The organism is Qaidamihabitans albus, from assembly GCF_016464705.1.
GTDB classification, from domain to species: domain Bacteria; phylum Actinomycetota; class Actinomycetes; order Mycobacteriales; family Pseudonocardiaceae; genus Qaidamihabitans; species Qaidamihabitans albus.
In genome coordinates this window covers 1-25762 of the sequence record NZ_JAEHOB010000011.1, presented here as the reverse complement: position 1 = coordinate 25762, position 25762 = coordinate 1, and the positions used below count along the sequence as shown (strand labels likewise).

25 protein-coding genes, 1 tRNA gene and 1 pseudogene are annotated in these 25762 nt (G+C 69.4%); 7 read left to right on the top strand and 20 right to left on the bottom strand.

The window, feature by feature from the left end:
• Positions 1–14: 14 nt before the first annotated feature.
• The 3 genes from JAP66_RS20560 to JAP66_RS20550 all read right to left on the bottom strand — a co-directional run bounded on the left by JAP66_RS20560 (position 15) and on the right by JAP66_RS20550 (position 3235).
• The gene (locus JAP66_RS20560) at positions 15–1064 is read right to left on the bottom strand and encodes an FAD-binding oxidoreductase (RefSeq protein WP_199433439.1); all 1050 of its coding nucleotides are present in this window, start codon (positions 1062–1064) and stop codon (positions 15–17) included.
• A 100-nt stretch (positions 1065–1164) separates the two neighbouring features.
• Complete coding sequence (locus JAP66_RS20555) at positions 1165–2814, bottom strand: ferritin family protein (RefSeq protein WP_199433438.1); 1650 nt, start codon at positions 2812–2814, stop codon at positions 1165–1167.
• A 175-nt stretch (positions 2815–2989) separates the two neighbouring features.
• Positions 2990–3235, bottom strand: coding sequence for a hypothetical protein (locus JAP66_RS20550; RefSeq protein ID WP_199433437.1), 246 nt, complete (start codon positions 3233–3235; stop codon positions 2990–2992).
• A 171-nt stretch (positions 3236–3406) separates the two neighbouring features.
• On the opposite strand from JAP66_RS20550, the gene JAP66_RS20545 reads away from it, so the two are divergent.
• Complete coding sequence (locus tag JAP66_RS20545) at positions 3407–5248, top strand: sigma-54-dependent Fis family transcriptional regulator (protein ID WP_235999198.1); 1842 nt, start codon at positions 3407–3409, stop codon at positions 5246–5248.
• 18 nt (positions 5249–5266) lie between these two features.
• Entirely contained in the window at positions 5267–5875 is a 609-nt protein-coding gene (locus JAP66_RS20540; protein WP_199433436.1) for a hypothetical protein, read from the top strand.
• A gap of 15 nt (positions 5876–5890) precedes the next feature.
• On the opposite strand, the gene JAP66_RS20535 is transcribed toward JAP66_RS20540, so the two are convergent.
• The 8 genes from JAP66_RS20535 to JAP66_RS20500 form a co-directional block, all read right to left on the bottom strand.
• Positions 5891–6751: a sugar phosphate isomerase/epimerase family protein gene (locus JAP66_RS20535; protein ID WP_307849647.1), complete on the bottom strand. Its 861-nt coding sequence runs from the start codon at positions 6749–6751 to the stop codon at positions 5891–5893.
• 36 nt (positions 6752–6787) lie between these two features.
• Complete coding sequence (locus JAP66_RS20530) at positions 6788–7552, bottom strand: class II aldolase/adducin family protein (protein ID WP_199433435.1); 765 nt, start codon at positions 7550–7552, stop codon at positions 6788–6790.
• Positions 7549–8643 (bottom strand): ABC transporter permease, encoded by a 1095-nt coding sequence (locus JAP66_RS20525; RefSeq protein WP_199433434.1) that lies wholly within the window; start codon positions 8641–8643, stop codon positions 7549–7551. Before JAP66_RS20525 ends, JAP66_RS20530 begins: the two co-directional genes overlap by 4 nt.
• The gene (locus JAP66_RS20520; RefSeq protein WP_199433433.1) at positions 8640–9662 is read right to left on the bottom strand and encodes an ABC transporter permease; all 1023 of its coding nucleotides are present in this window, start codon (positions 9660–9662) and stop codon (positions 8640–8642) included. Before JAP66_RS20520 ends, JAP66_RS20525 begins: the two co-directional genes overlap by 4 nt.
• Positions 9646–11199 (bottom strand): sugar ABC transporter ATP-binding protein, encoded by a 1554-nt coding sequence (locus JAP66_RS20515; protein WP_199433432.1) that lies wholly within the window; start codon positions 11197–11199, stop codon positions 9646–9648. Before JAP66_RS20515 ends, JAP66_RS20520 begins: the two co-directional genes overlap by 17 nt.
• 87 nt (positions 11200–11286) lie before the next feature.
• A complete protein-coding gene (locus JAP66_RS20510) occupies positions 11287–12270 on the bottom strand; it encodes an autoinducer 2 ABC transporter substrate-binding protein (protein WP_307849646.1) in 984 nt (327 codons plus the stop codon).
• 93 nt (positions 12271–12363) lie between these two features.
• Positions 12364–13884, bottom strand: coding sequence for a rhamnulokinase (locus JAP66_RS20505; protein ID WP_199433430.1), 1521 nt, complete (start codon positions 13882–13884; stop codon positions 12364–12366).
• Positions 13881–14666: a DeoR/GlpR family DNA-binding transcription regulator gene (locus JAP66_RS20500; RefSeq protein ID WP_199433429.1), complete on the bottom strand. Its 786-nt coding sequence runs from the start codon at positions 14664–14666 to the stop codon at positions 13881–13883. The genes JAP66_RS20505 and JAP66_RS20500 overlap by 4 nt, the downstream gene beginning before the upstream one ends.
• A gap of 254 nt (positions 14667–14920) precedes the next feature.
• On the opposite strand from JAP66_RS20500, the gene JAP66_RS20495 reads away from it, so the two are divergent.
• Positions 14921–16414, top strand: coding sequence for an FAD-dependent oxidoreductase (locus tag JAP66_RS20495; protein WP_199433428.1), 1494 nt, complete (start codon positions 14921–14923; stop codon positions 16412–16414).
• A gap of 110 nt (positions 16415–16524) precedes the next feature.
• Here JAP66_RS20495 and JAP66_RS20490 read toward each other — a convergent pair whose 3' ends face one another.
• The gene (locus JAP66_RS20490; RefSeq protein ID WP_199433614.1) at positions 16525–17688 is read right to left on the bottom strand and encodes an NADH:flavin oxidoreductase; all 1164 of its coding nucleotides are present in this window, start codon (positions 17686–17688) and stop codon (positions 16525–16527) included.
• A 20-nt stretch (positions 17689–17708) separates the two neighbouring features.
• On the bottom strand, positions 17709–18326 hold the full coding sequence (locus JAP66_RS20485) for a TetR/AcrR family transcriptional regulator (protein ID WP_199433427.1): 618 nt from the start codon (positions 18324–18326) through the stop codon (positions 17709–17711).
• Between the two features lie 92 nt (positions 18327–18418).
• Here JAP66_RS20485 and JAP66_RS20480 point away from each other — a divergent pair, with 92 nt between their 5' ends.
• Positions 18419–19210 (top strand): SDR family oxidoreductase, encoded by a 792-nt coding sequence (locus tag JAP66_RS20480; protein ID WP_199433426.1) that lies wholly within the window; start codon positions 18419–18421, stop codon positions 19208–19210.
• Between the two features lie 41 nt (positions 19211–19251).
• Here JAP66_RS20480 and JAP66_RS20475 read toward each other — a convergent pair whose 3' ends face one another.
• Entirely contained in the window at positions 19252–20466 is a 1215-nt protein-coding gene (locus tag JAP66_RS20475; RefSeq protein WP_199433425.1) for a L,D-transpeptidase, read from the bottom strand.
• A gap of 196 nt (positions 20467–20662) precedes the next feature.
• On the opposite strand from JAP66_RS20475, the gene JAP66_RS20470 reads away from it, so the two are divergent.
• Positions 20663–20735: transfer RNA gene (locus JAP66_RS20470), tRNA-Lys, on the top strand.
• A gap of 478 nt (positions 20736–21213) precedes the next feature.
• On the opposite strand, the pseudogene JAP66_RS20465 reads toward JAP66_RS20470, so the two are convergent.
• From JAP66_RS20465 to JAP66_RS20445, 5 genes and pseudogenes are all read right to left on the bottom strand, one after another.
• Positions 21214–21690: pseudogene (locus JAP66_RS20465) on the bottom strand (integrase core domain-containing protein); the annotation flags it as partial.
• A 78-nt stretch (positions 21691–21768) separates the two neighbouring features.
• On the bottom strand, positions 21769–22365 hold the full coding sequence (locus JAP66_RS20460) for a DUF2269 domain-containing protein (RefSeq protein WP_235999197.1): 597 nt from the start codon (positions 22363–22365) through the stop codon (positions 21769–21771).
• Positions 22346–22861: a hypothetical protein gene (locus JAP66_RS20455; protein ID WP_199433423.1), complete on the bottom strand. Its 516-nt coding sequence runs from the start codon at positions 22859–22861 to the stop codon at positions 22346–22348. The genes JAP66_RS20460 and JAP66_RS20455 overlap by 20 nt, the downstream gene beginning before the upstream one ends.
• 35 nt (positions 22862–22896) lie before the next feature.
• Positions 22897–23196, bottom strand: a complete 300-nt coding sequence (locus tag JAP66_RS32735) for an ATP-binding cassette domain-containing protein (RefSeq protein ID WP_307849644.1) — start codon at positions 23194–23196, stop codon at positions 22897–22899.
• Positions 23193–23408 carry a hypothetical protein gene (locus JAP66_RS20445; protein ID WP_199433422.1) on the bottom strand — a complete coding sequence of 72 codons (216 nt, stop codon included), beginning with the start codon at positions 23406–23408 and terminating at the stop codon, positions 23193–23195. The genes JAP66_RS32735 and JAP66_RS20445 overlap by 4 nt, the downstream gene beginning before the upstream one ends.
• Positions 23409–23542: 134 nt before the next feature.
• Here JAP66_RS20445 and JAP66_RS20440 point away from each other — a divergent pair, with 134 nt between their 5' ends.
• Positions 23543–24751, top strand: a complete 1209-nt coding sequence (locus JAP66_RS20440) for a sensor histidine kinase (protein WP_199433421.1) — start codon at positions 23543–23545, stop codon at positions 24749–24751.
• Positions 24748–25434 (top strand): response regulator, encoded by a 687-nt coding sequence (locus tag JAP66_RS20435; RefSeq protein ID WP_199433420.1) that lies wholly within the window; start codon positions 24748–24750, stop codon positions 25432–25434. The genes JAP66_RS20440 and JAP66_RS20435 overlap by 4 nt, the downstream gene beginning before the upstream one ends.
• Here the strand turns inward: JAP66_RS20435 and JAP66_RS32730 are convergent.
• Complete coding sequence (locus tag JAP66_RS32730) at positions 25417–25545, bottom strand: hypothetical protein (protein ID WP_268963273.1); 129 nt, start codon at positions 25543–25545, stop codon at positions 25417–25419. The genes JAP66_RS20435 and JAP66_RS32730 overlap by 18 nt on opposite strands.
• Between the last annotated feature and the right edge of the window lie 217 nt (positions 25546–25762).

The window sequence follows — 25762 nt, the reverse complement described above, 5'->3', positions numbered from 1 at the left end:
TACCTTCGGTGCGCTCACGTCTCGTCCCCGTCGCCGGTGGTGGTGAACTTGTCGTAGAACACGCGCTTGTCCTCCACACCCAGCGCGGGCAGCAGCTCGACCGCCGCCTCCACCATCGGCGGAGGTCCGCACACGTAGGCGTCGGCGCCGGACAGGTCGGATTCGTGGCGGCGGACCACATCCGTGACCAGGCCAACCTCCCCGTCCCATTCCTCACCCTCCTGCGGCTCGGAAAGTGCCGGAATGTAACGGAAACCCGGCAGTGTCTCGGTCAGCGCCCGCAGCTCCTTGTCGAAGCACAGGTCGCGCCTGCCCCGCGCGCCGTAGTAGAACGTCGCCTCGCGCTCGATGCCGCGCTCGGCCATCGACCGCAGCAGCGACAGGATCGGCGCCATTCCCGCGCCGCCACCGATGAAGACCAGCCGGGCGTTCGGCGAGTCCCGCAGGGTGAAGACCCCGAACGGACCGGTGATGTCGAGCCGGTCCCCGACGCCGACCTGCGTGTCCAGGAACCGGGAGAACAGGCCGTCCGGGTAGACCTTGATGACGAACTCCAGCCTGCCGTCGTCCCTGGTGGTGGTGTTGGCCATCGAGAAGGAGCGCGTCTGCCCGGTACCCGGCACGGCGAAGTCCACGTACTGCCCTGGGAAGAACTTCAGCGTCGACGGTTCCAGCAGCCGCACGACGAGATGGCGCATGTCGTGCGTGACGTGCTCGTTCGACACCACCTCGACGACCGCCTCCTGGATCGGCAGCCCCGAGCGGATCAGCTCCTCGTCGTAGTTGAGCAGCTCGATGGTCAGGTCCTCGTACGCGTGCGCCCGGCACAGCAGCGTGAAGCCCTCCTCCTTCTCGAAGTCGGGCAGCGCGAATGTCGAGTAGCGGTCGTGCTCGACGTCGTCACCGTCGAGGATGAACGACTTGCAGGCGGCGCACTGTCCCTCCTTGCAGCCGTGCATGAGCATGACGCCCTGCTCGGCGGCGGCTCGGAGAATCGTCTGGTCCTCGTCGACCTCGATCTCCACGCCCACCGGTTCGAAGCGCACCTGGTGCTTGTCTCCCATGACTTCCTCATCCTCTGTGACTGAAGACGGCAACCGGTGCGGGAGGGCGCCGGGCGCCGGCGCCCTCCCGCCTCCGGTTACCCGGACGGCGTCCGGCGGGTCAGGCTGCCGGCGCGGGCCGGCCTCCCGGGCCCTGCCGGACGTAGTCGGCGCGGAAGGCCTCGCGCTCCTCGTCCGTCATCTCGTTGAGGGTGACGTTCGGGCTCGGGAACGGCGGGCAGTCCCGCAGGTGGTCCAGCGTCCACATCTTCTTCGGGTCGAGGTCGAGATGCGGTTGCGCCACCAGGGTCTTGCCGTCGTCGCGGACGTAGCCCATGTCCTTGATGATGTCGGCGAAGCTCCAGTTGTGATACAGCGTCTCCCACTCACGCGACCCGGTGAGCCGGCCCATGTTCGGCGTCTGCCTGCCCTGGTAGGTCGGCCGGAAGGCGACGGCGTCGGTCCAGTGGCAGCCCTCGGAACAGTAGGTGCGCCACTGGTCGTCGACCTTGTCCATCACCATGTCCTCGCGGATGAGGCACGGCACCATGCAGGTCCAGCAGCGGTGCGGGTAGACGTAGTCGACGTCCTCGAACGCGATCGGCTTGTGCCCGTTCGGCTTCGAGAGCCGGTTGTAGTTCTCCCACCAGGCGCCGTACTTGTCGTACCAGCCCGGGTACTTGTACTCGAACCACTCGAAGTCCTCGTCGGTCATCGGGTCGATGCGCCAGTAGTTCGCGATCCAGCCGGTGGCGAAGAACTGCGCCACCTCGTGCACGTAGCCCTTGTTCCAGATGCGGTTCCAGGACTCCTCGACGAGGTCGTGCGGGATCACCAGGCCGTACTTCTCCAGCGGCATCAGGTAGCTGCGGTAGTAGTCGTCGTAGATCCACCGGCGCCACATCTCCGCGTAGCTCTCCCGGTCCTTGCGGCGGTCCTTCGTGCCGTACTCGATGAAGGTGCCGATCGCCGCGTCCACCACGCAGTGGTTGTTCCACCAGGCGTAGCGCAAGTCGCGCTCCAGCAACTGGTGGTTGCTCTCGTCGGACAGCGCCATCAGCAACGTCGCGTAACCGTTGCTGATGTGCCTCGACTCGTCCGACTGAACCGAATGGAAGACCGTCGGCAACAGATAGTCACCATTTGCGGCCGCCTCGCCCGGCATCGCCACGAACAGCGTATTGGTGAACGCTGTTTCGGCGACAATGGTCAGGTAGATGCTCGCGGCGGTGATCGCGTCGCCGGTGATGAATCCCTCGGCGAACTGCCTGCCGATCGTGCCGGCGTAGTCGTTCTGGAAATTGCGCAGGCTCGAGTTGAATCCGGCCGGGTCGATGTAGTTGTTCATGTAGAGGCGCTTGAGGTTCTGCTGAATCGTCGAGTGCCGGACCTCGTCGATCATCTGAATTGCCTGACCGTTGTGCAGTTCTGGATTCGGCACCGTACGGAACAGCAGCGGCATGGCCCTGGCCGCGGAGATCTCCGGCAGCGGGATGATGGAGAGGAACAGCTTCTGCCACTCCATCCAGCGCTCCTGCACCTGCCGGAACATGTTCCCGCGGATCGCCCCGTCGGCGGCTCCGTAGACCCGGTGGTCCTTCTCCTCCTCCATCGGGAAGTAGGAGCGGAGCACCTGCTTCAACGGGTCCCTTTTCTTCGCCTTCTGGAACGTGTAGTCGGTTCCGTATTGCGACACCGGCTCGTGATACGCCGGTTCCCAGGCCAATTCCTGGATCTTCTGGTGGGCTTTCGCCACACTCTGACGACTCATGATCACTCCTTACCCGTCACTCCGGCTACGGTGACGGAATCGTCCGGGCCCAGTCCCGCGCCCCGGCCGCACCGCCGAAATGGCCGGCAGTGATTTTCCCGGGGGCCACCGGGGCTGTGATCCCCATTACAGTGCCCGCCAGGCGGTTTTGGGGTCTCAATATGAGACGGGCGGCTCACGGTTCGTCGAGCAGTTTCGTCCGCAACTCGGCGAGCTCCTCGCGCACGTCGTGCGCGATCCGGGAATCGCCGTGCATCGCCGGCGTGATGCCGAGCGCCCGTAACAGCGCCGCCGCGGGCTCGGCCGGATCACCGGAGTCGCCGAGCGTCGGATGCAGGCCCCGCTCGGCCAGATGCCCGAACACCACGTTGACGAGGGTCCACGGGCTGTAGGTCTCCTCCGCTGGTTCGCCATGGGACATCAGGCACCTCCTGCTGCTTCGACGGACCTCCATGACAAGCCCGCCCCGACCGGTGCGTGGTCTCAATTTGAGACACCACGAACAGCGCGGGGGGCCTACGGTGGTCAGGTCAGGCAATCTGCGGCACCAGCGAGACCAACCCGTTCGACGGCGAACGGTCGAGGAGGCGCCATGGACGGCAACCCACTGACCCGGTCCACGACGATGCGGCGCGGTGGAGCACCGTCCGACACGGAGCTCGCCGACGCCCGGATCCGGTTCCTGACCTCGGAGTCCGTCGAGCTGGGCGAGGTCAGGGACGCCATCCTGACCTCGTGGTGGCGGTCCCGGCGATCCCAGGTGCCCGCCGACCGGATCGAGGTGCCCTACTTCGACGACCACGACCTCGACGCCGCGTGGATCCGCAGCGCGCAGCCGCTGCTCAAGCAGCTCGACGAGCAACTCGACGGGCAGCCGATCAGCCTGATCCTCACCGACCCCGCCGGGGTGGTCGTCAGCCAGCACACCGGCGACTCCGACCTGCACCGCCACCTGGAGAGCGTCGACCTCGTACCCGGGTTCAGCTACGGCGAGCAGTTCGTCGGCACCAACGGCATCGGCACCGCGCTCGAGGACGGCAGGCCGAGGCACGTCTTCGGGCACGAGCACTACGCCGAGCACCTGGAGAACCTCGCCTGCGTCGGGGTACCGATCCAGCATCCGCTGTCCGGCAAGACGGTCGGCGCGGTGGATCTCACCTGCTGGAGCAAGGACGCGGGCGGGCTGCTGATCGCGCTGGCCCGCACCGCCGCCGAGCAGATCCGCCAGGCCCTGCTGACCACCACCAGCGTCCGGGAGCTGGAGCTCTTCCAGGCCTACCTGCAGGCCTGCCGGCGGACCGGCGGCATCGTGATGGCGCTCAACGACGACGTCGTGATGATGAACGACTATGCCCGGCAGCTCCTCGAACCGGCCGACCAGTCGATGCTGCTGGGGCGCGCCAGGCAGGCACTGACCGAGGGCGGGCGCACCAGCACGACCCTCGCCCTGCCCAGCGGCAGCAAGGTACGGATGCACTGCCGGAGCGTGACCGGGCCGACCAGGGGCGCCAGCGTCGGTGGTGTGCTGCACGTCGAGCTCATCGATGCCGATGCCGAGTCCGAGACGTCGGGGCCGACGCTGCCGATGTTCCTGCCCGGCACCGTCGGATCGGCACCACTGTGGCTGCACTGCTGCCACGAGGTGGACGCCAGCTACGACTGGGGCGAGTGGCTGGCGCTGGTCGGTGAGCCGGGCGTCGGGAAGTTCACCCTCGCCGACTGCGTGTACCGGCGTCGGCGGCCCGGCGAGCGGCCCGCCACGTTCGACGCCGCCGAGGCGACCGATGCGGGCTGGCTCGAACGCGTGCGCCGGGAGCTGGAAGGCACCCCACCGAGCGCGCTGGTGTTCCGCCACGTCGACCAGCTCGACGCGGCCACCGCGGCCGCGCTGGCCGCCGTGCTCGGCGAGCTGCGGAGCCGGCACCAGGCCGACGCGCCCTGGGTGGTCGTGACCCTCGCACCGGGCACCGACACGCGGCCCGACCTGACGGAGCTGCTGGCCCTCGTACCGCGCACCGTGCAGGTACCGCCGCTGCGCTACCGCATCGAGGACCTCCGCCAGCTGGTGCCCTTCCTGCTGAACAAGCTCAGCCACGGCGGGCAGCTCACCTGTTCGCCCGGCGCGATGAAGCTGCTCATGCGCTCGACCTGGCCAGGCAACGTCGCCCAGCTCTACCGGGTGCTCAAGCACGTCGCCCGGCATCGCCGCCGGACCGGTGCCATCCAGCCCACCGACCTGCCCGCCGAGTACCACGCGGTCACGCGGCGGGCGCTGAGCCAGCTCGAGTCGATCGAACGCGACGCCATCGTGCGCAGCCTGCACAACGCCGACGGCAACAAGGCGCAGGCCGCGAAGTCCCTCGGCATGTCAAGGGCCACGATCTACCGCAAGCTGCACGACTACGGCATCGTCACGGCGAGCCGGTCCCACTGAACCGCGAAAGGAGCACCCATGACGAGCGCCACCGAGCAGCCCACGACAGTGCGCGAACTGGAGACGCCCGCCGCGCGGGCGCTCACCGACCTCGCGGCGATCTTCGACGACCTGCAGATCGTGCTCCGCTGCTGTGAACGGCTGGTCGCCCAGCTCGACGCGCCGTCCGCGGAGCCCGACGACCTGATGCTGGAGGCGCTCTGGACGACGGCGGTGCTGTCGTACGGAAGGTGCTTCGCAGGCGGCCGGCGCGGGATGGGTCTCACCGAGTCCGACGTCACCGCGACGCCGCTGCGCGGCGAGGTGCTGCGGTGGCACGAGGTGCTGCGCGAGCTGCGCGAGCACTACGCGGCCACGGAGGAGAACCCGCGCGAGCGGTTCAGCGTGGGCGTGGCACAGGACTCCGCCGGGCAGGTGAGCGGGATCGCCATCACGTCCACCAGCCAGCCGAGGCTCGACGACCGCACGGTGCGGCAGACGGGCGCGCTGGCCTACGAGCTCGGCAAAGTGGTCGACGAGCGCATCACCGCGCAGCAGCAGCGCGTGCGGGAAGCCGCGAACGCCCTGTCGCGGGCCGACGTCGACCGGCTGCCGCTGGTACCGCTCGTGAGTGGCTACCCGAGTTAGAACTCGCGTAGCCACTCACGAGTCGAGGTGGGCGCGCAGGAATCCCCGCGCGTCCCTGGCGAGGTCCATGCTGTCCCGCCACGTGTCGCGCCAGATGGCCAACGCCGAGGAAAGCGAAGGATGCACCACCTCGGAGGAGAAGCTCTCGAACGTGATCGTGCCGCCGTAGCCCACCTCCGCCAGCGCCGCGAAGAACTCCCGCCACGCGATCGTGCCCGTGCCGAGCCTGCCCCGATGACTCTCCCCGACATGGATGTAGCCGAGCCTGCCCGCGCGGTGCGCCGCGAGCACGGGCTCGCGCATCGACGACTCCTCGATGTTCATGTGGTAGGTGTCCAGGTGTGCCACCAGATTGGGGCGGTCCGCCTCGTCGATGAACGCCAGCGCCTGCTCCACGGTGTTGAGCACGTTGGTCTCGTAGCGGTTGCAGATCTCGACGCCGACGGTGACGCCCGACGGCCGGGCCTCGTCGGCCAGCGCGGCGATCGTCTCGATGCTGTTCGCCCGTCCTCGTTCGGACACCGGGCGGTCGTAGCGGCCCAGCTTGGAGTAGACGACCCCACCCAGGTAGTCGCCACCGAGGTCGCGGACCAGCGCGAGCGCGTCCGCCAGCCGCCGCCTGCCCGCGCGCACCACCGCGTCGTCCGTGCTGGAGACGTCGGTGTGGTCGTCGAGCCCCAGGCTGGCCGCGGCGGCGAGCCCGTGCTTTTCCAGCAGCCGGGCCGTCATGTCCACATCGAACGACGCCGGGTCGAGAGCGGGCAGCTCGATCAGGTCGTAGCCCGCCTCGGCCGTGCTCGCCACCGCACGCTCGGCCTCGGGGCGCGACCAGCCGCCGACCCACACCATGCCGTGTACCCCGATCGCGTTACCCACACCCGACTCCGTTCACCGTCCGGATCCTCGATCGACTCATCCCAGCCGTGACCGTCGCTCGACGACGTCACCGCGCGCCACGTACCCGGCGACGCTCTCCGCGGCGATCGGCCGCAGGCCGCCCGCCGCGAGCGCGATCTGCCGGACCGTGGCCGACTTGACCGCCATCTCACAGATGCCCTGCGCACCCGCCGCGGAGTCGGCGATCGCGACGATGCCGTGGTTGGCGAGCAGCACGAGCCTCGGCAGCTCGCCGGTCTCCTCGAACCGCCGCCGCAGGCTCCGGTGCACCACCTTGCCGAGCGCCAGCCCTGGCTCGGCGTAGGGCACGAACAACGGGTCGGCGAGCACCACGGCCTCGTCCGAGTAGACCGCCTCCGCGAAGACCCGCTCGGCGCCCACGCTGGCGAGCAGCCCGACGACCGCGGTCGGGTGCGTGTGCGCCACCCACCGCGCCGGGGACACCGCCTGAACGGCGACGTGCACCAGCGTCTCGATCGACGCCCGCACGCGGCGGCCGTCGTGCTCACCGGCGTCCAGGGCCGCGGTGAGATCTGCCTGTGTCGCGCCGGGATCGTGCAGCATCTCGACCAGCGGTGCGGTGTCGGCCACGACGAAGTCGGCCGCCGTGGCCCGCTCCATGTTGGAGCCGCTGGTCTTGACGACGATGCGCTCGCCGTCGAGGCGGCAGGATGTGTTGCCCTCGGCCAGGATGGCCTGGTCGCGCCCCCGCGCACCCAGCGCGCGGGTCAGCTCCACCAGCTCGGCGGGCACGGCGTCGGGATCGAGTACTGCGCTCACGAGGTTCCTCCATATCGCCGGGTTGCGAAGCCGTTGAGGATCGCCGCGAAGATCAGCACCCCGCCGAGCGCGAGGAGCTGGTACTGCGAGCCCTCGGAGCCCTCGAAGGAGAGCAGGATGCCGGCGTTGAGCCAGACCACGAGGACAGTGGCGACGACCACGCCGATCACCCGGCCGACGCCGCCGGTGATGGCGACCCCGCCGAGCACGGCGATGGTGATCGCGGGCAGGGCCATCCCGTTGCCGGTGGTGCCCGCGTCCGGGCGGGCGGAGGCGAACTGGGACACGGTGACGACGGCGACGAGCCCGCAGATGAGACCGGAGGTCAGGTAGGCACGGAAGCGCACCGACCCGACCGGCACGCCAGCGTAGCGGGCCGCGGTGTCGTTGGTACCGATCGCGTAGAGCTGGCGGCCGAACGTGCCGCGCGTGACGTTGAGCCACAGCAGCACCACGATCGGGATCGCGAACAGGAAGAGGCCCATCGGGAAGTCGGGCACGTACTGACCGAACAGCGGCAGCTCGACCGTCTGGGTGAGCCAGGTCAGTTCCTGGATCGCGGGGGTGGAGATCGGCGAACTGCTGTTGATGACCAGCGCGATCGAGCTGTAGGCGTAGTAGGTCGCCAGTGTGGTGATCAGCGGAGGGAAACCCAGCGCCGACACGAAGAAGCCGTTGATGGCACCCAGCGCACCACCGGCCAGCACGGCGAACAGGACGGCGGGCAGCAGCGGCCAGCCCCACTCGCCGATCGCGAAGCCGAACACCATCCCGGAAAGGCTGACCATGGAACCGACGGAGAGGTCGATGCCGCCGCGCCCGGAGACGATCACCACCAGCTCGGCCAGTGCGAGCATGCCGAGCGCCACGGCGTCGATCAGCGAGGCCGCGAGGTAGTCGCTGCTGTACGGCGCGACGAGGTAGCCGCCGTTCTCCAGCAGCTTCATCACGACGAGCAGCCCGACCAGCAGCGTCACCAGGAGCACCAGCCGCTGCGTCACGAGCGCCCGCAGCGCGCGGGCCGGCAGGCTCTCCTTCCGGCTCCCCTCGTCGCCGCCCGTGCGGCCCGGCGCGGCAGGCATGGCACTCATGCGCGCCTCCTCGAACGTTCGCGCAGCACGTCGGTGCCGACCGCGATCAGGATGAACACGCCGACGAACAGGCTCGTCAGCTGGCTCGGCCAGTGCAGGATCGTCACGCCCGAGGCGACCGTGCCGACCAGCAGGGCACCGAGCACCGTTCCGAGCACGGTGCCCCGGCCGCCCATGATGCTGGTGCCACCGATGACCACGGCGGCGATGACCTGCAGTTCCAGCCCGACGCCGACGTTCTGGCCGATGAGGCCCCCGCTGCCGATGATGACGGCGGCGGCGAGGCCGACCAGCACGCCGGTCAGCACGTAGGCCAGCACCTCTCTGCGGCGCACCTTGACGCCGGCGAGGCGCGCGGCGGTCCGGTCGCCGCCCATCGCGTAGAAGTGCCGTCCACCCGCGGTGTTGCGCATGTACCACCAGGTCGCCGCGGCGAGGACGAGCATCAGCAGGAACGCGTGCGGGATGTGCCAGGTCTCGCCTGCCTGGCCGCCGCCGAGGAAGCCGAGCGTGTCCGGCACGCCCGCCACCTGCTCGGAGTCGAAGATGCGCAGGGCGATGAAGCGGAAGACGTTGAGCGTGCCGAAGGTGATGATGATGGCGTGCACGCGGCCGAAGGAAATCAGCAGGCCGTTCATCAGGCCGAGCAGGCCGCCGACGCCGACCGCGACGAGAATCGCGACCGGGAACGACACCCCCTGGTCGCGGACGAGCTTGGCCAGGATCACCGTGACGACGGTGACGGCGCTGCCGACGGAGACGTCGATACCGCCCCCCACGATCACCACGGTCATCCCGATCCCGATCAGCGCGATCGGGGCGACGACGTAGGCCAGGTTGCTCAGCGTGCCCGTGTCGATGAAGGTGTCCGTCGCGAGGCCGAGCGTCGTCCAGAGCAGCGCGATCACGCCGAACAGGACGAACTCCTGCCCGGTGATCCTGCTCCGGAGGGCGTCCAGCGGCCGCCGTCGCGGCGAGGGCGGCTCCGGCGCGGGTGATTGCTCAGTGAGCATGGTCATGCGCGTCCTCCGTTCCGGTGTCGCCCGCGGCCGCGGCCAGCACGTCCGCCTGGCGTGCGCCAGGGCCGAACTCGACGGTCGTGGTCCCCTGCCGGACGACGATCAGCCGGTCGGCGACGCGCAGCGCCTCGGGCAGGTCCGCGGTGATGACGAGGACCGCCGTGCCCTGCTCGGCCAGCTCGGCGACCAGGCGGTGGATCTCCTCCTTGGCGCCGACGTCGACACCCTGCGTCGGTTCCTCGAGCACCAGCACGGCGGGGCGTTCGACGAGCTGGCGGGCGAGCACCACCTTCTGCTGGTTGCCGCCGCTGAGCGCGCTGATCGGCGTGTGCGGACCGGGGGCCTTGACGGCCAGCTTGCCCATCAGGTCGCGGGTCACCCTGTTCTCCCTGGCCCGGTCCATCAGGAAGCCGAAGCGCCGGAACCCGCGAGCGTGCCCGGTGGTGATGTTGAACGCCAGGTCCTGGATCGAGAACACGCCTTGCTGCTTGCGATCGGCGGGCAGCATCGCCAGCCGGTGCCGTTGGGCGTCCCGTGGCGTGCGCATCTCGACCTCGGCCCCGTTGACGGTGATCGAGCCCGCGGTACTCGGCTCGATGCCGTAGAGCGTCTTGGCGATCTCGTCGGCTCCGCTGCCCACCAGGCCGTACATCGCGACGATCTCACCGGCCGCGACGTCGATGTCGACATCGTGGAAGCGCTCGCCCCGGCCTAGCCCGCGCAGCCGCAGGGCCGGCTCACCGCGTGGCGCCTCCCGCTGCTGGGCGTGCCCGGCGTCCAGCTCGTGACCGACCATCATCTCGGCGATTTCCCGGACGGACAGCTCCCGCGTCGGGTGGGTGCCGACGACCTCCCCGTCGCGCATGACCGTGACGGTGTCGGTGATGCGGAAGAGCTCGTCCAGCCGGTGGCTGATGTAGATGACGGCCATGCCGCGCCGCACCAGGCGCCGCACCAGGCCGAACAGGATCTCGATCTCGTTGTCGGTGAGGATGGCCGACGGTTCGTCGAGGATGAGCAGGCGCGCGTCACCGGCCATCGCCTTCGCGATCGACACCTGCTGCTTGGCGGCCACCGAAAGGTCACCCACCTGGCGGCCGGCGTAGCCGGGCGGCAGGCCGAGATCGGCGAGCAGGTCGTGCACGCGCCGGTTCTGCGCTCGCCAGTCGATCCGGCCACGATGCCGGATCTCCCGGCCGAGGAAGATGTTCTCGGCCACGGTCAGGTCGGCGAACAGCTGCGGTTCCTGGTAGACGGTGGCGATCCCGAGGTCCATCGCCTGCGTGGTGCCGGTGATGCTGACGGGACTGCCGTCGAAGGTGATCGTGCCTGCGTCGGCCCGCTCGGCCCCGGACACGATCTTGATCAGGGTGGACTTGCCCGCGCCGTTCTCCCCGACGACCGCGTGCACGCTCCCCCTGCGGACCGCCACGCTCACCTGTTTGAGGGCATGCACGGCTCCGTAGCTCTTGCTCAGCCCCTCGACGCCGAGCAGCACCTCTCCGGGCTCGCCCCCGGTGGCCGCACTGTCCTGCACTCTCGTCCTCTCTCGCCGCCCGGCCCCGCGGCGACCGGACCGGTCGCACCCACCCCGGTCCGGCCCCCGCGACGGGCTCGGTAATCCTCAGTAGTCGTAGTCGCCGACGTTCTGCTCGGTCAGCACCAGCGGGTCACCGAGCAGCAGCACCTTCGACTCCGGGTCGAAGCTGACGCCCTCCAGCTCGGGCGCGTTCTCCAGTTCCGCGTTGAGGTCGTTGCCCTGGTTGACGTGGTAGCCGGCCCACGCGGTGAGGTAGCCGAGCTTCTCGACGTCCCACAGGACGCTCGCGCTCGATGCGCCCGACTTGAGGAAGGGCTCCATGCTGTTCGGCGTGCCGAGCCCGACCGTGAACACCTCGCCGACCTTGCCTGCCTCCTGGACGGCCTGGGCGACCCCGGGTGCGGACGTCGTGCACTCACCGACGATGCCCTTGAGGTCGGGGTTGGCGTTCATCAGGTCGGTGGCCATCGCCGTCGCCCTGGCCTGGTCCTCGCCGGCGTAGACGATGTCCACGATCTCGGCATCCGGGTACTCGCTGGCGGTGTAGGACTTCTGCACCTCGATCCAGGAGTTCAGGTTCTCCGCCGTCTCGCCGCAGGAGACGATCGCGTACTTGCCGGAGCCGCCCATCGCCTTCATCAGCTCGTCGGTCAGCGCCTTGCCGATGCCCTCGGTGCTGGCCTGGCTGACGAACACCTCGCGGACCGAGTCGGGCGCGTCGGTGTCCGAGGTCATCACCGTGGCGCCCTTGTTCTTGGCCTCCTGGAGCACCGGCGCCATCGAGTTCGGGTCGTTCGGGGCGACCACGATCGTGTCCACCTGCTGCTGGATGAGCGTGCGGACGATCTGCGTCTGGGAGGCCGGGTCGGCGCTCGTCGGTCCGTTGTAGACCCATTCGACGCCGTCCATCTCTTCTGCGGCCTGCTTGCCGCCGGTGTTCATCGCCTCGAAGTAGGGAATTCCCTGGATCTTCGGCACGAAGGCCACGGTCACGTTGTCACCGCCCTCGGCGCCGCCCGCGCCGCCCTCGTTCTTCTGCGTGCAGCCGGCCAGTGCCAGCACGGCCACCGACGCACAGGCGAATATCCTTGTGGTATTGCGAGAGAGTGCCACGCTGCTTCCTCCTCGTAGAGCTGTTCGGGCCCAGGCGGACCGTCTGGGTCACGGTTTCGGTTGCGGCTCCGTCGGCGGGACCGGATCCGGGGATCGCTGCCGGACCCGCTGGAACCGCGCACGGACTCGCGGCAGTTCGTCCATGTCGGACGGTTCGTAGGTAAGGACGTCCGTGCTGGCCCGCACCAGGGAACGGATCTCGGCGAGATCGCCGGCCTCACCGAGCGCGGCGAGCTGGACGAGCCCGTTGCCGAGCGCGGTGGCCTCGAACGGTCCACAGTGCACCGGCAGCCGGGTGACATCCGCGGTGAGCCTGCTGAGCAGGGCGTTGCGGGCTCCACCACCGACGATGTGGACGGCCGGGGGACGCCGGCCGAGCAACCGCTCCAGGTCGTCGGCCACCGCGTTGTAGCCGAGTGCGAGCGAGTCGATCACACACCGGCTGATCTGGCCGGGCGTCTCCGGAACCGGCTGACCGGTCTCCGCGCAGTGCCTGCGGATCCGGCCCGGCATGTCGCCCGGGGTGAGGAAGTCGGGGTGATCCGGATCGACGACGCTGCGGCCGAAGGGCTCCTCCGCTGCCGCGTCGACCAGTCCGGCGTAGTCGAAGTCGTGTCCCTGCCGTACCCATTCGCGGCGGCACTCCTGCAGCAGCCAGAGGCCCATCACATTGCGCAGCAACCGGATGGTGCCGCCGTAGCCGCCCTCGTTGGTCAGGTTGGCCCGCTGGCTGTGCGCGTCGACGACCGGGCGCGGCCGCTCGACGCCGACCAGCGACCAGGTGCCGGACGAGATGAACATGGCGTCGGGGCTCGCCGCGGGAACGGCGACGAAGGCACTGGCCGTGTCGTGCGCCGCCGGGGCGATGATCCGGGTCCCGCGCAGGCCGGCCGGATCGGAACCGGACGGGCGCAGGAACCCGACCTCGGTGCCGGGTTCGACCACCTCGGGCAGCATGTGCGTGGGCAGGCCGAGCGTCTCCAGCAGGCCGGTCGCCCATCGCCCGCCCCGCATGTCGTAGGCGCCGGTGGTGCTGACCGCGGTGTACTCCGAGACGATCGCTCCGCCCAGCAGATGGTGGAAGACGTCGGGCATCAGCAGCACGGTCGCGGCCCGGTCGAGCCTGCGGCCGGGCGCCCGCTGGTCGGCCAGCCACTGGTACACGCTGTTGACCTCGAGCAGCTGGATGCCGGTGGACTGGTACAGCAGCGCGGCGCCGTGTTCGCGCAGCGCGCGCTCGTAGACCTCGCGGGTGCGCCCGTCGCGGTGGCTGATCGGTGGATCGACGAGCCCGCCTTCCGCGTCGAGCAGCCCGTAGTCCAGGCCCCAGGTGTCCACGCCCACCGACGCGATCGGGCGGTCCGCGCCCAGCTTCGCGAGCCCGTACCGGATCTCGCCGAGCAGCGCGGGCACGTCCCACCGCAGGGCGCCGTCCCGGTCGACCGGCACGTTGCGGAACCGGTGCACCAGCTCCTCGGTGACCCGGCCGTCGTCGATCGAGACACCGACGACGCGCCCGCTCTCGGCGCCGAGGTCGACGGCGGCCACGGTGGTGGGGTTCACGGTCATTCCTCCTCACCCGCCGTCACGACGTGGACGTCGACGCCGAGCTCGCGCCACGTCCGGACCGTCTCCGGGGCCACCCCGTCGTCGGTGAACAGCGCTGTCACATCGCCCGGTCCGACGAACGGGTACAGGCCGAACCGGTCGACCTTGGTGGAGTCGAAGACGCCGTAGCGGTGGCGGCAGACGCGCGCGATGGACCGTTTCGCCGACGCCTCGTCCTCGGAGAGTTCGAGCATCCCGTGCTCGACGGAGAGCCCGCGGAGCCCGAAGAATCCCTTGCGGATCGTTCCCCGTCCCTGCAGGACGTCGCCGATCTGGCCGACCAGCGACGAGGAGGCGCGCCGGATGACACCGCCCGGCAGCACCACGGTGGCGCTGGACTGCTCCTGCAGCAGCATGGCCGTGCGCAGGCCGTTGGTGACGACCACGAGGTTCTGCCTGCCGGTGAGCTGGGTCGCCAGGTAGTAGCAGGTGGTGCTGCTGTCCAGGGCGATGACGTCGCCGTCGTCGACGAGGTCGGCGGCCGCCCGCGCGATCGCCAGCTTCTCCCGCCGCGAATGCCTGATCCGCAACGCGAAGGCGCCCTCGTCGGAACTGTCGGCGCGGACCGCGCCGCCTCGCACCCGGCGCAGCAGCCCCCGCCGTTCCAGCAGGTCGAGATCCTTGCGGATGGTCACGGCCGAGACGTCGAACGCGGCGACCAGGTCGGCCACGGTGACCCGCGCGGAGGACTCGAGCCGGCGCAGGACCTCCTGCTCGCGCTCGTACTCGCTGACGGCCGCCACAGCTTCTCCCCGCCTTCCACTGACCGGTTCGGTGGAGGGTGACCGTAGTCACGCCGAAACCAAGAGATCAAGTCAACGGAAAGAAATGAAAGCGCATCGGTTTCGAAAAGCGGGGTTACAGCTTTCCACCGGGCCAAGACCGTACGGTCCGCGCACCGCCGGTGACGCGGTGTGCCATCGGCGCTTCGGGGTACCCGAGTCGGCACGACCTCGGCAGATTGACCGTGGCCGCGTCGATGTTCAAGGAGGGCGCGATGACCGTGACCGGTTCGCAATCGTTGTGGCTGGAGCAGCAGCCCGCCGTCGAGTACCCCGCGCTGGCCGGCGAGGAGAGGTTCGACGTGGCGGTACTCGGCGGCGGGATCACCGGACTGACCACGGCGTTGCTGGCCAAGCGGCAGGGCGCCAGGGTGGCGGTGCTGGAAGCAGGCCGGATCGCCCGCGGTGCCACCGGGAACAACACCGCGAAAGTCACCGCTTTGCAGTCGACCGTGTACTCGACCATCGAGCAGCGGCACGGCCCGCGGGTCGCCGCCGCCTACGCGACCGCGAGCGCCGAGGCGGTGGAGACGGTCTCCACGCTGATCGCCGAGGAACGCATCGACTGCGACCTGATGCGCAGGCCCGCGCTCACCATCGCCAGGACCGACGACGAACGGCCGCTGGTGGAGCAGGAGGCGCGCGCGGCGGCCAGGGCGGGGCTGCCGGTGGTCACCACCGACGAGACCGACCTGCCCTTCCCCGTGCGGACCGCCGTGCGCCTGGACGACCAGCTCGCCTTCCATCCGGTGCGCTACGCAGCCGGGCTGGCGACCGCGGTCGACGGTGACGGTTCCCGGGTCTTCGAGCACAGCCGGGCGCTGTCGGTCTCCCCCGGCGCGCCCTGGCAGGTGCGTACCGCGGACGCGACCCTGCTGGCCGATGAGCTGGTCGTCGCCACGCACTATCCGCTGCTGGACCGCGGGCTGTTCTTCGCTCGGCTGGAGCCGGAGCGCTCGTACTGCATCGCCGCGCGGGTGCGGGACGAACCGCCTGGCGACATGTCGATCACCGCCGGGGACCCGAAACGGTCGGTGGCCCGCTACGGTGACCTGCTCATCGTGTGCGGTGAGGGCCATACCGCGGGCGAGCGCGACATCGGCGCGGAGCGCTTCACCAGGCTGGAGGAGTTCGCCCGCGAGCACTGGGACGTCGCCGAGATCACCCACCGCTGGTCGGCGCAGGACCCCGCCGGGTACGACGCGCTGCCGATGATCGGCCGCTACCTCCCGGTCGGCCGGAACCTGTTCGTGGCCACCGGGTTCGCCAAATGGGGTCTCACCGGCGGCACCTTCGCCGCGCGGATCATCGCGGACAAGCTGGCCGGCCGGGACAACGCTCCGGCGCACCATTTCTCGCCGCAGCGGGTCTCGCCACGCTCGCTGCCGACCATGATGCGGATGAACGCCGAGGTGGGCGCCGACCTGTTCGGCGACCGGCTCACGCCGCCCGGCGCGTCGTCGGCGGCCGACATACCGCGCGGGCAGGCGCGGACGATGCGCGACGGGGTGGGCAAGAAGGGCGTCTACCGCGACGACGAGGGCGGGCTGCACGCGGTCTCGCTGCGCTGCACCCACCTCGGGTGCCTGGTGCGGTTCAACGGTGCCGAGCGCAGCTGGGACTGTCCCTGCCACGGCTCCCGGTTCGACGTCGACGGCGCCGTGCTGGAAGGGCCAGCCGTGCGGCCGTTGCAGCGCCGGGAGCCCTGAGCGGAGTGGGTCGTGAGTGAGGAACCGCGTTCTAACTCGGCCAAACACTCACGAGCGGTGACCAGGCACAACGCCGCGCCTGCATGGGATCAAGGACAGGCCCCGGTGGCTCACTCCGGGACCAGGACGCAGCGGGTGCCCCGGTAGATCGTCGGCATGCACTTGTTGCAGTGGATGCACAGCGACCGGGTGCCGGGCGCCGACCGCAGCCTCCGGGGCAGATCCGGCTCGCGCAGCAGTGCCCTGGCCATGGCCACGAAGGCGAACCCCTCCGCGAGCGCGGTGTCCATCGTCTCCCTGCGGGTGATGCCGCCGAGCAGGATCAGCGGCAGGGAGACCTCCCGCCGGAACTGGCGCGCGTGCTCGAGCAGGTAGCCCTCCCGGTACGGATAGTGGCGCAGGAACGCACGCCCGCCGACGCGCAGTCCCCAGCGCAGCGGCGGCGGGAACGCCCCGGCGAACTCGCGCAGCGGCACCTCGCCGGTGAACAGGTACATCGGGTTGAGCAGGGAGCTGCCCGCGGTGAGCTCCAGCGCGTCCACCGTGCCGTCGCGCTCGAACCAGCGCGCCAGCTGGATGCTCTCGTCGAGCCAGAAGCCGCCGGGCACACCGTCGTCCATGTTCAGCTTGACCGTGATCGCCATCCGGTCGCCGACCGCGGCGCGCACCGCGCGGGCGATCGCCCTGGCGAAGCGGGCACGGTTTGCCAGCGAACCGCCGTAGCGGTCGGTCCGGGTGTTCAGCCGTGGGCTAAGGAACGCGCTCGCCAGGTAGTTGTGTCCACAATGAACCTCCACCGCGTCGAAGCCGGACTCGGCGGCAAGGCGGGCCGCCTCGGCGTGGGCTGCGACGATGCGCTCGATGTCGGACTCGGTCGCCGCCCTGGTCATCCGCGGGCCGAGTGGCGACGGCCTTCGGGTCGGGGCGAGCGCGGGCGCCCGGTTGGAAGCGGCGTTGGCGACCGGCCCCGCGTGACCGATCTGTGCCGCGACCGCTGTGCCCTCGGCGTGCACCGCTTCGGTGAGTGCACGCAGCCCGGGTACGGCCTCCGGGCGCATCCAGATCTGCTTCCGGTGGGTGCGGCCCTCCGGACTGACCGCGCAGTAGGCGACGGTGGTCATCCCGGCGCCGCCGCGCGCGGGCGCGCGGTGGAACTCGATCAGCTCGTCGGTGACGAGCGTGTCCGGGGTGCGCCCCTCGAACGTCGCGGCCTTGATGATCCGGTTGGGCACGGTGATCGGCCCGAGCCGGGCGGGAGCGAACACGTCGGTCATCGCCTGAGTCGTCGCCTCGGTCATCGCTGCGCCTCCGCGGGGGCGTCGAGGCCCGCCGCGACGAACGCGGCGAGCGTGGCGGGCGGTACGTCCGGCACCGCACCGGCTCGCGGCAGGTCGGCCAGCGGATCGCCGAAGCAGTGCAGGATCAGCGTGAAGGCGGGCACCCAGCGGCTCCTGGCCTCGCGTTCGGTCAGCTCGGGGCGCGCCTGGCGGAGCAGCTCTGCCCACGGTTCGAGGCTGAACCACCGAGAGCTCCACGCAGGGGCCCGCCTGCCGAGCACCAGCCTCGCCAGTACGTGCAGCCACAGCCTGCCGAGCGGATCGGCGGAGAGTGGGAGCAGCGGGCCGAGCGCCACGTCGACGAGCGCCGGGACGGTGGGCACCCAGCCCTCGGCCCAGCGGGCTTCCAGGATCGTCAGCGGCTCCTGCCACAGCGGGCGGAGCCGGTCTTCGAGCAGCGCCGTCGCGAGCGCCTCCTTCGAGCCGAAGTGGTAGTGCACGGCGGCGGGGTTCATCCCGGCGGCGGCGTTGATCGCGCGGACCGACACCCGCTCGTAGCCGGATTCCAGCATCAGCTCCTCAGCGGCCGCGAACAGCCGCTGCCGTGCCGACACCCGCTCGGTCGTCTCCGTCACGAGCTCAGCAGACCATCCCGGTGGAAACGCTGTCAATCACTGATTGCATCGTCGATTGACGCATACCAGAACGCGTTCTATCGTCCGGACGAATGAGAACGATCGCGGTCACGGGCGCCGCCTCGGGCATCGGCGCCGCCGTCACCAGGAGGCTGTCCGAGCGGGGCCACCGGGTGCTCACCATCGACCTGCACGACTGCGACATTCCCGCGGATCTCGGCACCGAGGAGGGCCGGACCGACGCGGTCGAGCAGGTCGTCCGGCGCTGCGGCGGCACGCTGGACGGCGTGGTGACGAGCGCGGGGCTCGCGGGCACGCTGCACGGTCCCGGCGCGCCGCTGGTCTCGGTGAACTACTTCGGGACCGTCGCGCTGCTGGACGGCCTGCGGCCCGCGCTCGCCGCGGGCGACCGGCCCGCGGCGGTCTGTCTCAGCTCGAACTCCGCGACGTGCCAGCCGAACTGGCCGGTGGAGCTCGCGGAGAGCTGCGTCGCGGGCGACGAGCACGCGGCCCGCGACCTGGCCGAGCGGCACGGGAGCCTGGCCGCCTACCCGGCGACGAAGGCGGCCGTCGCCTGGTACGTCCGCACCAGGGCCGCCACGGCCGACTGGGCCGGTGCGGGTGTCCGGCTCAACGCGGTGGCACCCGGGTTCGTCGAGACGCCGATGACCGCCCGGCTGCGCGAGGACCCGGACATGGCGGCCGCGCTCGACGCCTTTCCCGTCCCGCGCGAGGCCGCCGGCCGGCCGGAGGAGGTCGCGGGCGTCATCGACTTCCTGCTCGGTCCGGACGCGAGCCTGCTGTACGGCTCGGTGGTCTACGCCGACGGCGGTACCGACGCGCTGCTGCGGGCCAGGGACTGGCCGCGCGTCTGGTCGCTCTGAACGAGCACCGAACGGCTACGGCCGTCCCCGGTCGCCCGCCGTCACGCGCCGCCGGACCGCCAGTCGTCCCAGGACATCTGCCACACGCTCCAGCCGTCGGTGGGTTCCAGCGTCTGCTCCCCTGCGTTCTGGACCGTGACGATGTCGCCCCGCTTCGACGTCTCCATCAGCCACGCGGCGTTCTCCGTGGAGAGGTTGATGCAGCCGTGACTGACGTTGCTGTGGCCCTGGTTGCCGACCGACCAGGGTGCGGAGTGGTAGAAGATGCCGCTGTTGGAGAGGCGCACCGCGTACTGCACCCACGTCTCGTAGCCGTCGCCGCTGTCCACCGGGACGCCGTAGGTGCTGGAATCCATGGTGTAGCCGACGTGCTCGCTCATCACGGTGTAGTGACCGTTCGGCGTCGAACTGGACGGCTTGCCCATCGAGAGCGGCATCGTTTTGACCTCTTCGTCGTTGACGAGCACGCGCATCTGGTGGGTGCCGCCGTCCGCGACGGCGATCAGCTTGTCGCCCACGGTGATGTCGACGGCGTTGTCCTCCAGGCCGTAGGTGCCCTCGCCGAGGTGCTTGCCGTAGATCTCCGCGTCGATCGAGATCTTGGTGCCGCTGGGCCAGTACTCCTTCGGCCGCCAGATCACCTGCTCGTCGCCGAACCAGTGGAAGGCACCCTCGACCTCGGGCTCGGTGGTGATCCGCAGCGCCTTCTCGGCCGCGGCCCGGTCCGCGATGCTCCCGGAGAAGGTGAAGATCAACGGCATGCCGACGCCGACCTCCTCGCCGTCCTGCGCGTTGATCCACACGGAGACCTGCCGGGAGGGCGTTGCCGTGGTGAAGGTGGACGTGGCCGTGACGGCCTCGCCGTCCTCGCCGGTCGCCGTCGCCGTCAGCGTGTAGGTCTTGCCGTAGCCGAGCGGCTCCGTGGACTTCCACCCCGAGCCGTCGGGTCGCATCCCCCCGGCGACCACCGTGTCGTCGGCCCCGATCAGCGATGCCTCGGTGATCGTGCCGTTCGCCACATCGGCGGTGAACGGCTGCCCCGGCTCGACGTCCGTGGCGTCCTGGGCGACCGACAACGTGAGCTCGGCGGGCTTCGGTGCCTCCGTGGTCGGCGGCGGCGCACTCTCTCGCGCCGCCTGCCCTCCGCTCGCCGTCGAGGTACAGCCGACGAGCAGCGCACCCCCGACCAGCGACGCGAGCAGGACCAGCAGCAGACGACCCCCCGGATGCGGCACGGCTCCACCCCGACTTCCCATCGAAACCATCCGTTCAGACGCAGAATGCCCCAGATGTGTGACAGTCTGCCCGACTCGCCACGCGCCGTGTGCAGGACGTAGCCAAGTTGTGCCCGCCGCGTTAAGGGGGTGCCGCGAGAGGGGCTCCGGTGCCCGTGCTAATGTTTCCACCGTTGCTGAGGGGAGCCACGCGGTATGAGGTTCCTGCATTCGTGACGCGCCATTAGCTCAAGTGGCAGAGCAGCTGACTCTTAATCAGCGGGTTCGGGGTTCGAGTCCCTGATGGCGCACTTCAGCCTCGGAGCTGTTGACCTGGGGTTTCATTGCATTCTTGATCATCTTCTGTTGAGGGGCTATTCCCTTGCGGGCTCCGTTTTCACTGTCGCGCCAGGCAACAGGAGCGGCGTAGCCCGGACCGCGTTTAGGCGCACTCTGCTCGCGATTGTTGGCGCCGAGGTGGAGCATCTGTGGGTTCTCGTGCGGCCAGTACTGCCAACTCATTCGGCGCGTGCGGGTTGTCCGTCACACGGCGCCCGCCCGTTGCAACGAGGAGTTCGATGTGGCACTGACCCAAGGCCGTCACAGGTTGCTGTCCGCGCAGGCCGGCACACCGTCACCATTTGCAAGCCCCTCGAGTGGGGTGAGCTGCACGGTCATCAGCGAAACCGCTGAGGCCGACGGAGCACCCATGCGGGTTCTATCGACGCGTGGATGCGTGGTCACGCCAGGGCCGGTCCGTGTTACGACGAATGTTCGAACCCACGACGACGTGTAGGACGGCTGGACGTTGGTGACGCTTCGGTGAAGCCGTGAGGCTGCTGGCTGGCCGCCCGCGCCGCTGTGTGGCCGGTGATAGTTGTAGTGGATGTTCCATACCGCGATCGCGGCTGATCGGGCGTCGTTGCTGGTGAACTCGCGAGCGCAGAGAAGTTCTTCGGCGAGGATCCGCTGATAGCGCTCGACCTTGCCGTTGTGTCGGGGTGTGTACGGCTTGGTCTTCTGCTGTCTGGTCTGATTGCCAACGATGCGGGCGAAGTCGCTCGATCGGTAGCAGGCACCGTTGTCGGTGACGACCCGATGGATGTGGCTGATGCCGTGGGCGGCAAACCAGACCTTGGCTCGGGCGAGGAACGCTGCCGCGGTGGCGCCCTTCTCGTCGGCCAGCGGCTCGGTGTAGGCAAGCCGGGAGAAGCCGTCGACGATGGAGTGCAGGTACACGTGGCCGCGTTTCGCGCCTGCTGACTTCGCCCGATCAGCTTCGTTGATCAGCGCAGGATGACCACATCCAGAACGTACCGCCGTGCGGACGGCTCAGATTGACGTTCACCGACTTCGAGGCTGGGCCTGCGACCTTGCATGATCTGAGGTGCGTGCACCGGGTCCCCGCCGCTGTCTGGCGCGCATATCACGTTGTTTGCGTTGACCGTGCCGGGTCAGGCCGCGTGGCTTGTACACGGAGAGGACCAAGACGATGAGCAGCATGACCGAACCGCCGACGGAGTGCAGCAACGTGCCCGGGAGCTCGCGCGGATCAGTGCCGGAGGCCGCCACGTCGGCGAGGTAGCGGACGGTGCCCGCCTCGAGCAGCAGGATGGTGGTGGCGAAGACGGTGAGCAGGAGTTTGACCAGGACCCAGTAATGTCGGAACAACCCCCACGCCGTGCCGAGCGCGTTGACGATGCCGATGAGCACCGACGCCAGGGCCAGCGGCACGATGACGGCAGCGACGACGACGTCCATCGCGACGTAGGCGGCGCGCACGGTTGCCAGGTCCTGGCTGACGGTGGCGGTGAGGTCCAGGGCGAGGTAGGCCGCGACCGCGCCGAGCCAGCTCACCGAGGTCGCGACGTGGCAGACCAGCACGAACTTCCGCATCGGCGGTGACATGACCATCTGCGGCTCACCCACCAGACTCGGCATGGCCGCCGTGGTCGCTGACCTGGGCGTCGAACCAGCCGTGCAGCGCGGTGACCAGGGCGGGGTCGTCGGCGGTATAGGTGATGTGGCCGCCACTGGCTGTGTCGGCGTACTCGGTGGTGACGCGGCGGTAGCCGGCGGCGAGTTCGGCCAACCCTGCCCTCCGGGAGCCGTGGATGGTTTCCGGGGCACTGAAGTCGCCGCGGCTGAACTTGGCGTTCTCCTTGGCCAGGTGTTGGCGGATCAGGCGGATCTGTTCGGTGTCCGACGGGTCGTCGGCGACGACGGTCTGCTCGCCGCCGGTGCGATTCTTGGTGAATCGATGGGTGGTGCGTTCCAAGTCAAACGGCATGACCTGCGCGCCCCGCGCCGCGGCCGCGTACTGGCGCGCCGTGGTCCCGTCACGTAGGCCCAGGTAGGTCACTCCACCGACAGCGATCGCGACGACCATCGCCATGATGATCCACCAGCGACGCCGGATGTCCGATGTTCTGCTCACAAGCGGGTCCTCCTCGGTCTCGGCTCATCGGAAGGTCAGAGGTAAGCGAGTGCCTCCCCGACGGTGATGCGGGATGCGCGAGTTGCTGCCGCTTCCGACGTCGGACGGTCGATGCCAGCGAGCAGGTTCATCAGCGTGGTCTTCCCGCTGCCCGACCGGCCCACGATCGCCACGAACTCGCCCTGCCCGATGCCGAAGCTGACCCGGTCGACCGCGACGACCTCGCCCGCACCGAGCGGGTAGGTCTTGACCACATCGCTGACCTGGATCGTGTTGCCCATGGCGTGCTCGCCTTCGGTATCGAGTTGAGTGGTGCGTTGCGCCGCGCGGCTCATCGGTGGCCACCTTCCGGCATCTGATGACCGGCCGGCATGCTGGTGGGCGGCGCCTGCTCACCGGATCCGCCGTGACGGCCAGGCCCGTGCTCGCCTGGGCCGGCGACAAGCATCACCACGACGACCACCAGCACCAGCAGCGCGACCACAAGGCCGGTCACCTTCACCCAACGGGGCATGCCGGTGTAGTTCGCGTCCTTGGCTTGGTTCATGGCGACGACGCTATGGCGGCCGGCGCAGCAGCGAATCGCCCCGCACGAGGAACCTGCCGTCCTCATTCCGTGGACGTGGATCATCCGCGAGGGCGACTCGGTGACAGGATTGCGGCGCTACGCTCGCATTACCTATGACGTCTTCCGCCCGGCAACCCAACATCCTCACGACCCAACGGGGCTCGCGGGCACTGCTCGACGCCGTCATCGCCGCAGCGGCGCTGGCCAGCACGCTGATACAGCTCGGCGCGCACGGCGATATCACCATGACCCCGCCCGGATCCCGAGCGCTGGACATGGCTGGCTTGCTGCTGGCGGCGCTGGCTACGACGCCGCTGATCCTGTGGCGTCGCTACCCACTCGGAGTGTTCGTGGCGACCACGTCCGCGTGCGCCGCCCTCGCCGGCCTCGACTATCCGATCGATCTAATCATCGGTCCCACCGTCGCGATCTACCTGCTCGCAGCGAATCGCGCACCGGACACGAAGTGGCAGACAAGCACGACCGCCACCATCGTCGGCCTACTCGCCGCATACCTAACGGCGGCCGCCGTGGCGAACGGAACGTTTCCCGGGCTCGCACTCCTGCACACCGCACTGGCAGCAGGCGGGGCATGGTTCGCGGGCGAACGAACACGCCTACGCCGCGAGCAGATGGCCACCGTCACCGAACGCGCCCTGCGGGCAGAGCAGTCCGCAGAGCAGGAACGACAGCTGGCCGTCGCCGAGGAACGCGCCCGGATCGCTCGCGACCTGCACGACTCCGCAGGACACGCGATCAGCCTGATCGCCGTCCGAGCCGGAGCCGCACGACTGCGCCACCCCCAGGAACCTGACCGTTCGCCGGCGGCGTTCGCGGACATCGAGGAACTCGCCCGGCAGACCGTGACCGACATCGACGAGTTCGTCGGCACCCTACGCGAGGGCGAATCGCCGAACGGGGCCGTCAACCCGCCTGCCGGACTCGCCTCGCTCGACACCCTCATCACACACCACGCCACCACCACCGGACTCACCATCACCGTCGACACCACCGGCCAGCCACGACGACTCGGCGGCGTCGTCGACCAAGCGACCTACCGGATCATCTCCGAGGCTCTCACCAACGCCGCCCGGCACGGAACCGGTACCGCGAAGCTCGCGCTCACTTTCGGCGACGACGTTCTCGATCTCACCGTCACCAACCCGATCCGCACCGCCAGCCAGTCGAGGCCGGGCGGCGGCCACGGACTGATCGGCATGCGAGAACGCGCCACCCTGCTCGGCGGCCACTTCGACACCGCAAACGGTCACGGCACGTTCCGGATCCACGCCCGGATCCCCTACCGGGGACACCGCCGATGACGAGAGTGTTGATCGCCGACGATGACGACCTGATGCGCGCCGGACTCGTCGAGCTGCTCACCAACGACACCACCATCGACATCGTCGGCCAGGCGGCGACCGGCCGCGAAGCCGTCGACCAAGCGCGTCACCTCCACCCCGATGTGGTCCTCATGGACGTGCGCATGCCCGACCTCGACGGCATCGCCGCGACCCGCGAACTGTCCAGCACGGCCCCGGCCACCCGGATCCTGATCCTCACCACCTTCGAGCACGACGACTACATCTTCGGCGCCCTGCGCGCCGGCGCGTCCGGCTTCCTGCTCAAACGCACCCGGCCCGAGGACCTGATCGCCGCGGTGCACACCATCGCCGCAGGCGACTCGCTGCTCTCTCCGTCAGTCACCCGCCGGGTGATCGACCGGATGGCCCAGCAACCCACACCTGAACTGACCGGCCGGGCCAAGCTCGCCGAACTGACCACGCGAGAACGGGAAGTACTCCTCTACATCGCCCGCGGCTTGTCGAACCGCGAGATCGCCACCGCGCTCGTCGTCGAAGAATCCACCATCAGGACACACGTGAAACGGATCCTCATGAAACTCGGACTGCGCGACCGCGTCCAAGCCGCCATCTTCGCCTACGAGACGGGCATCAACCGACCCCACGGCCACAACGCCGAACAGCTACCCGACACGCGCTAACGCCGGGCCGGTCAGCGCCACACCTTCTTCGCGAGCCCTGGCCACCAGCTCAGCCGCGAGTTCCTGCTGCTCCGTGGTCAACGAGTCCATCGACTCGATCATCTCGGCCACAAACGGTCCTTCCCGCCAAGTCAACCCGGCGTGTCAGGACCGCTTACACCGATTCACCGACAGACCCTGGCCCTCCACCCATAATTCATTGCGAGTTTCATCGGATGATGCATTCGCACCTTTGGTATCTGACGCGGCCGCTGCACCAGGGACGATACAACTCGACTCGTTGGAGTGGGGACTGTCCGGGTAACGGTGGATCTGGTCTTGGTCTGAT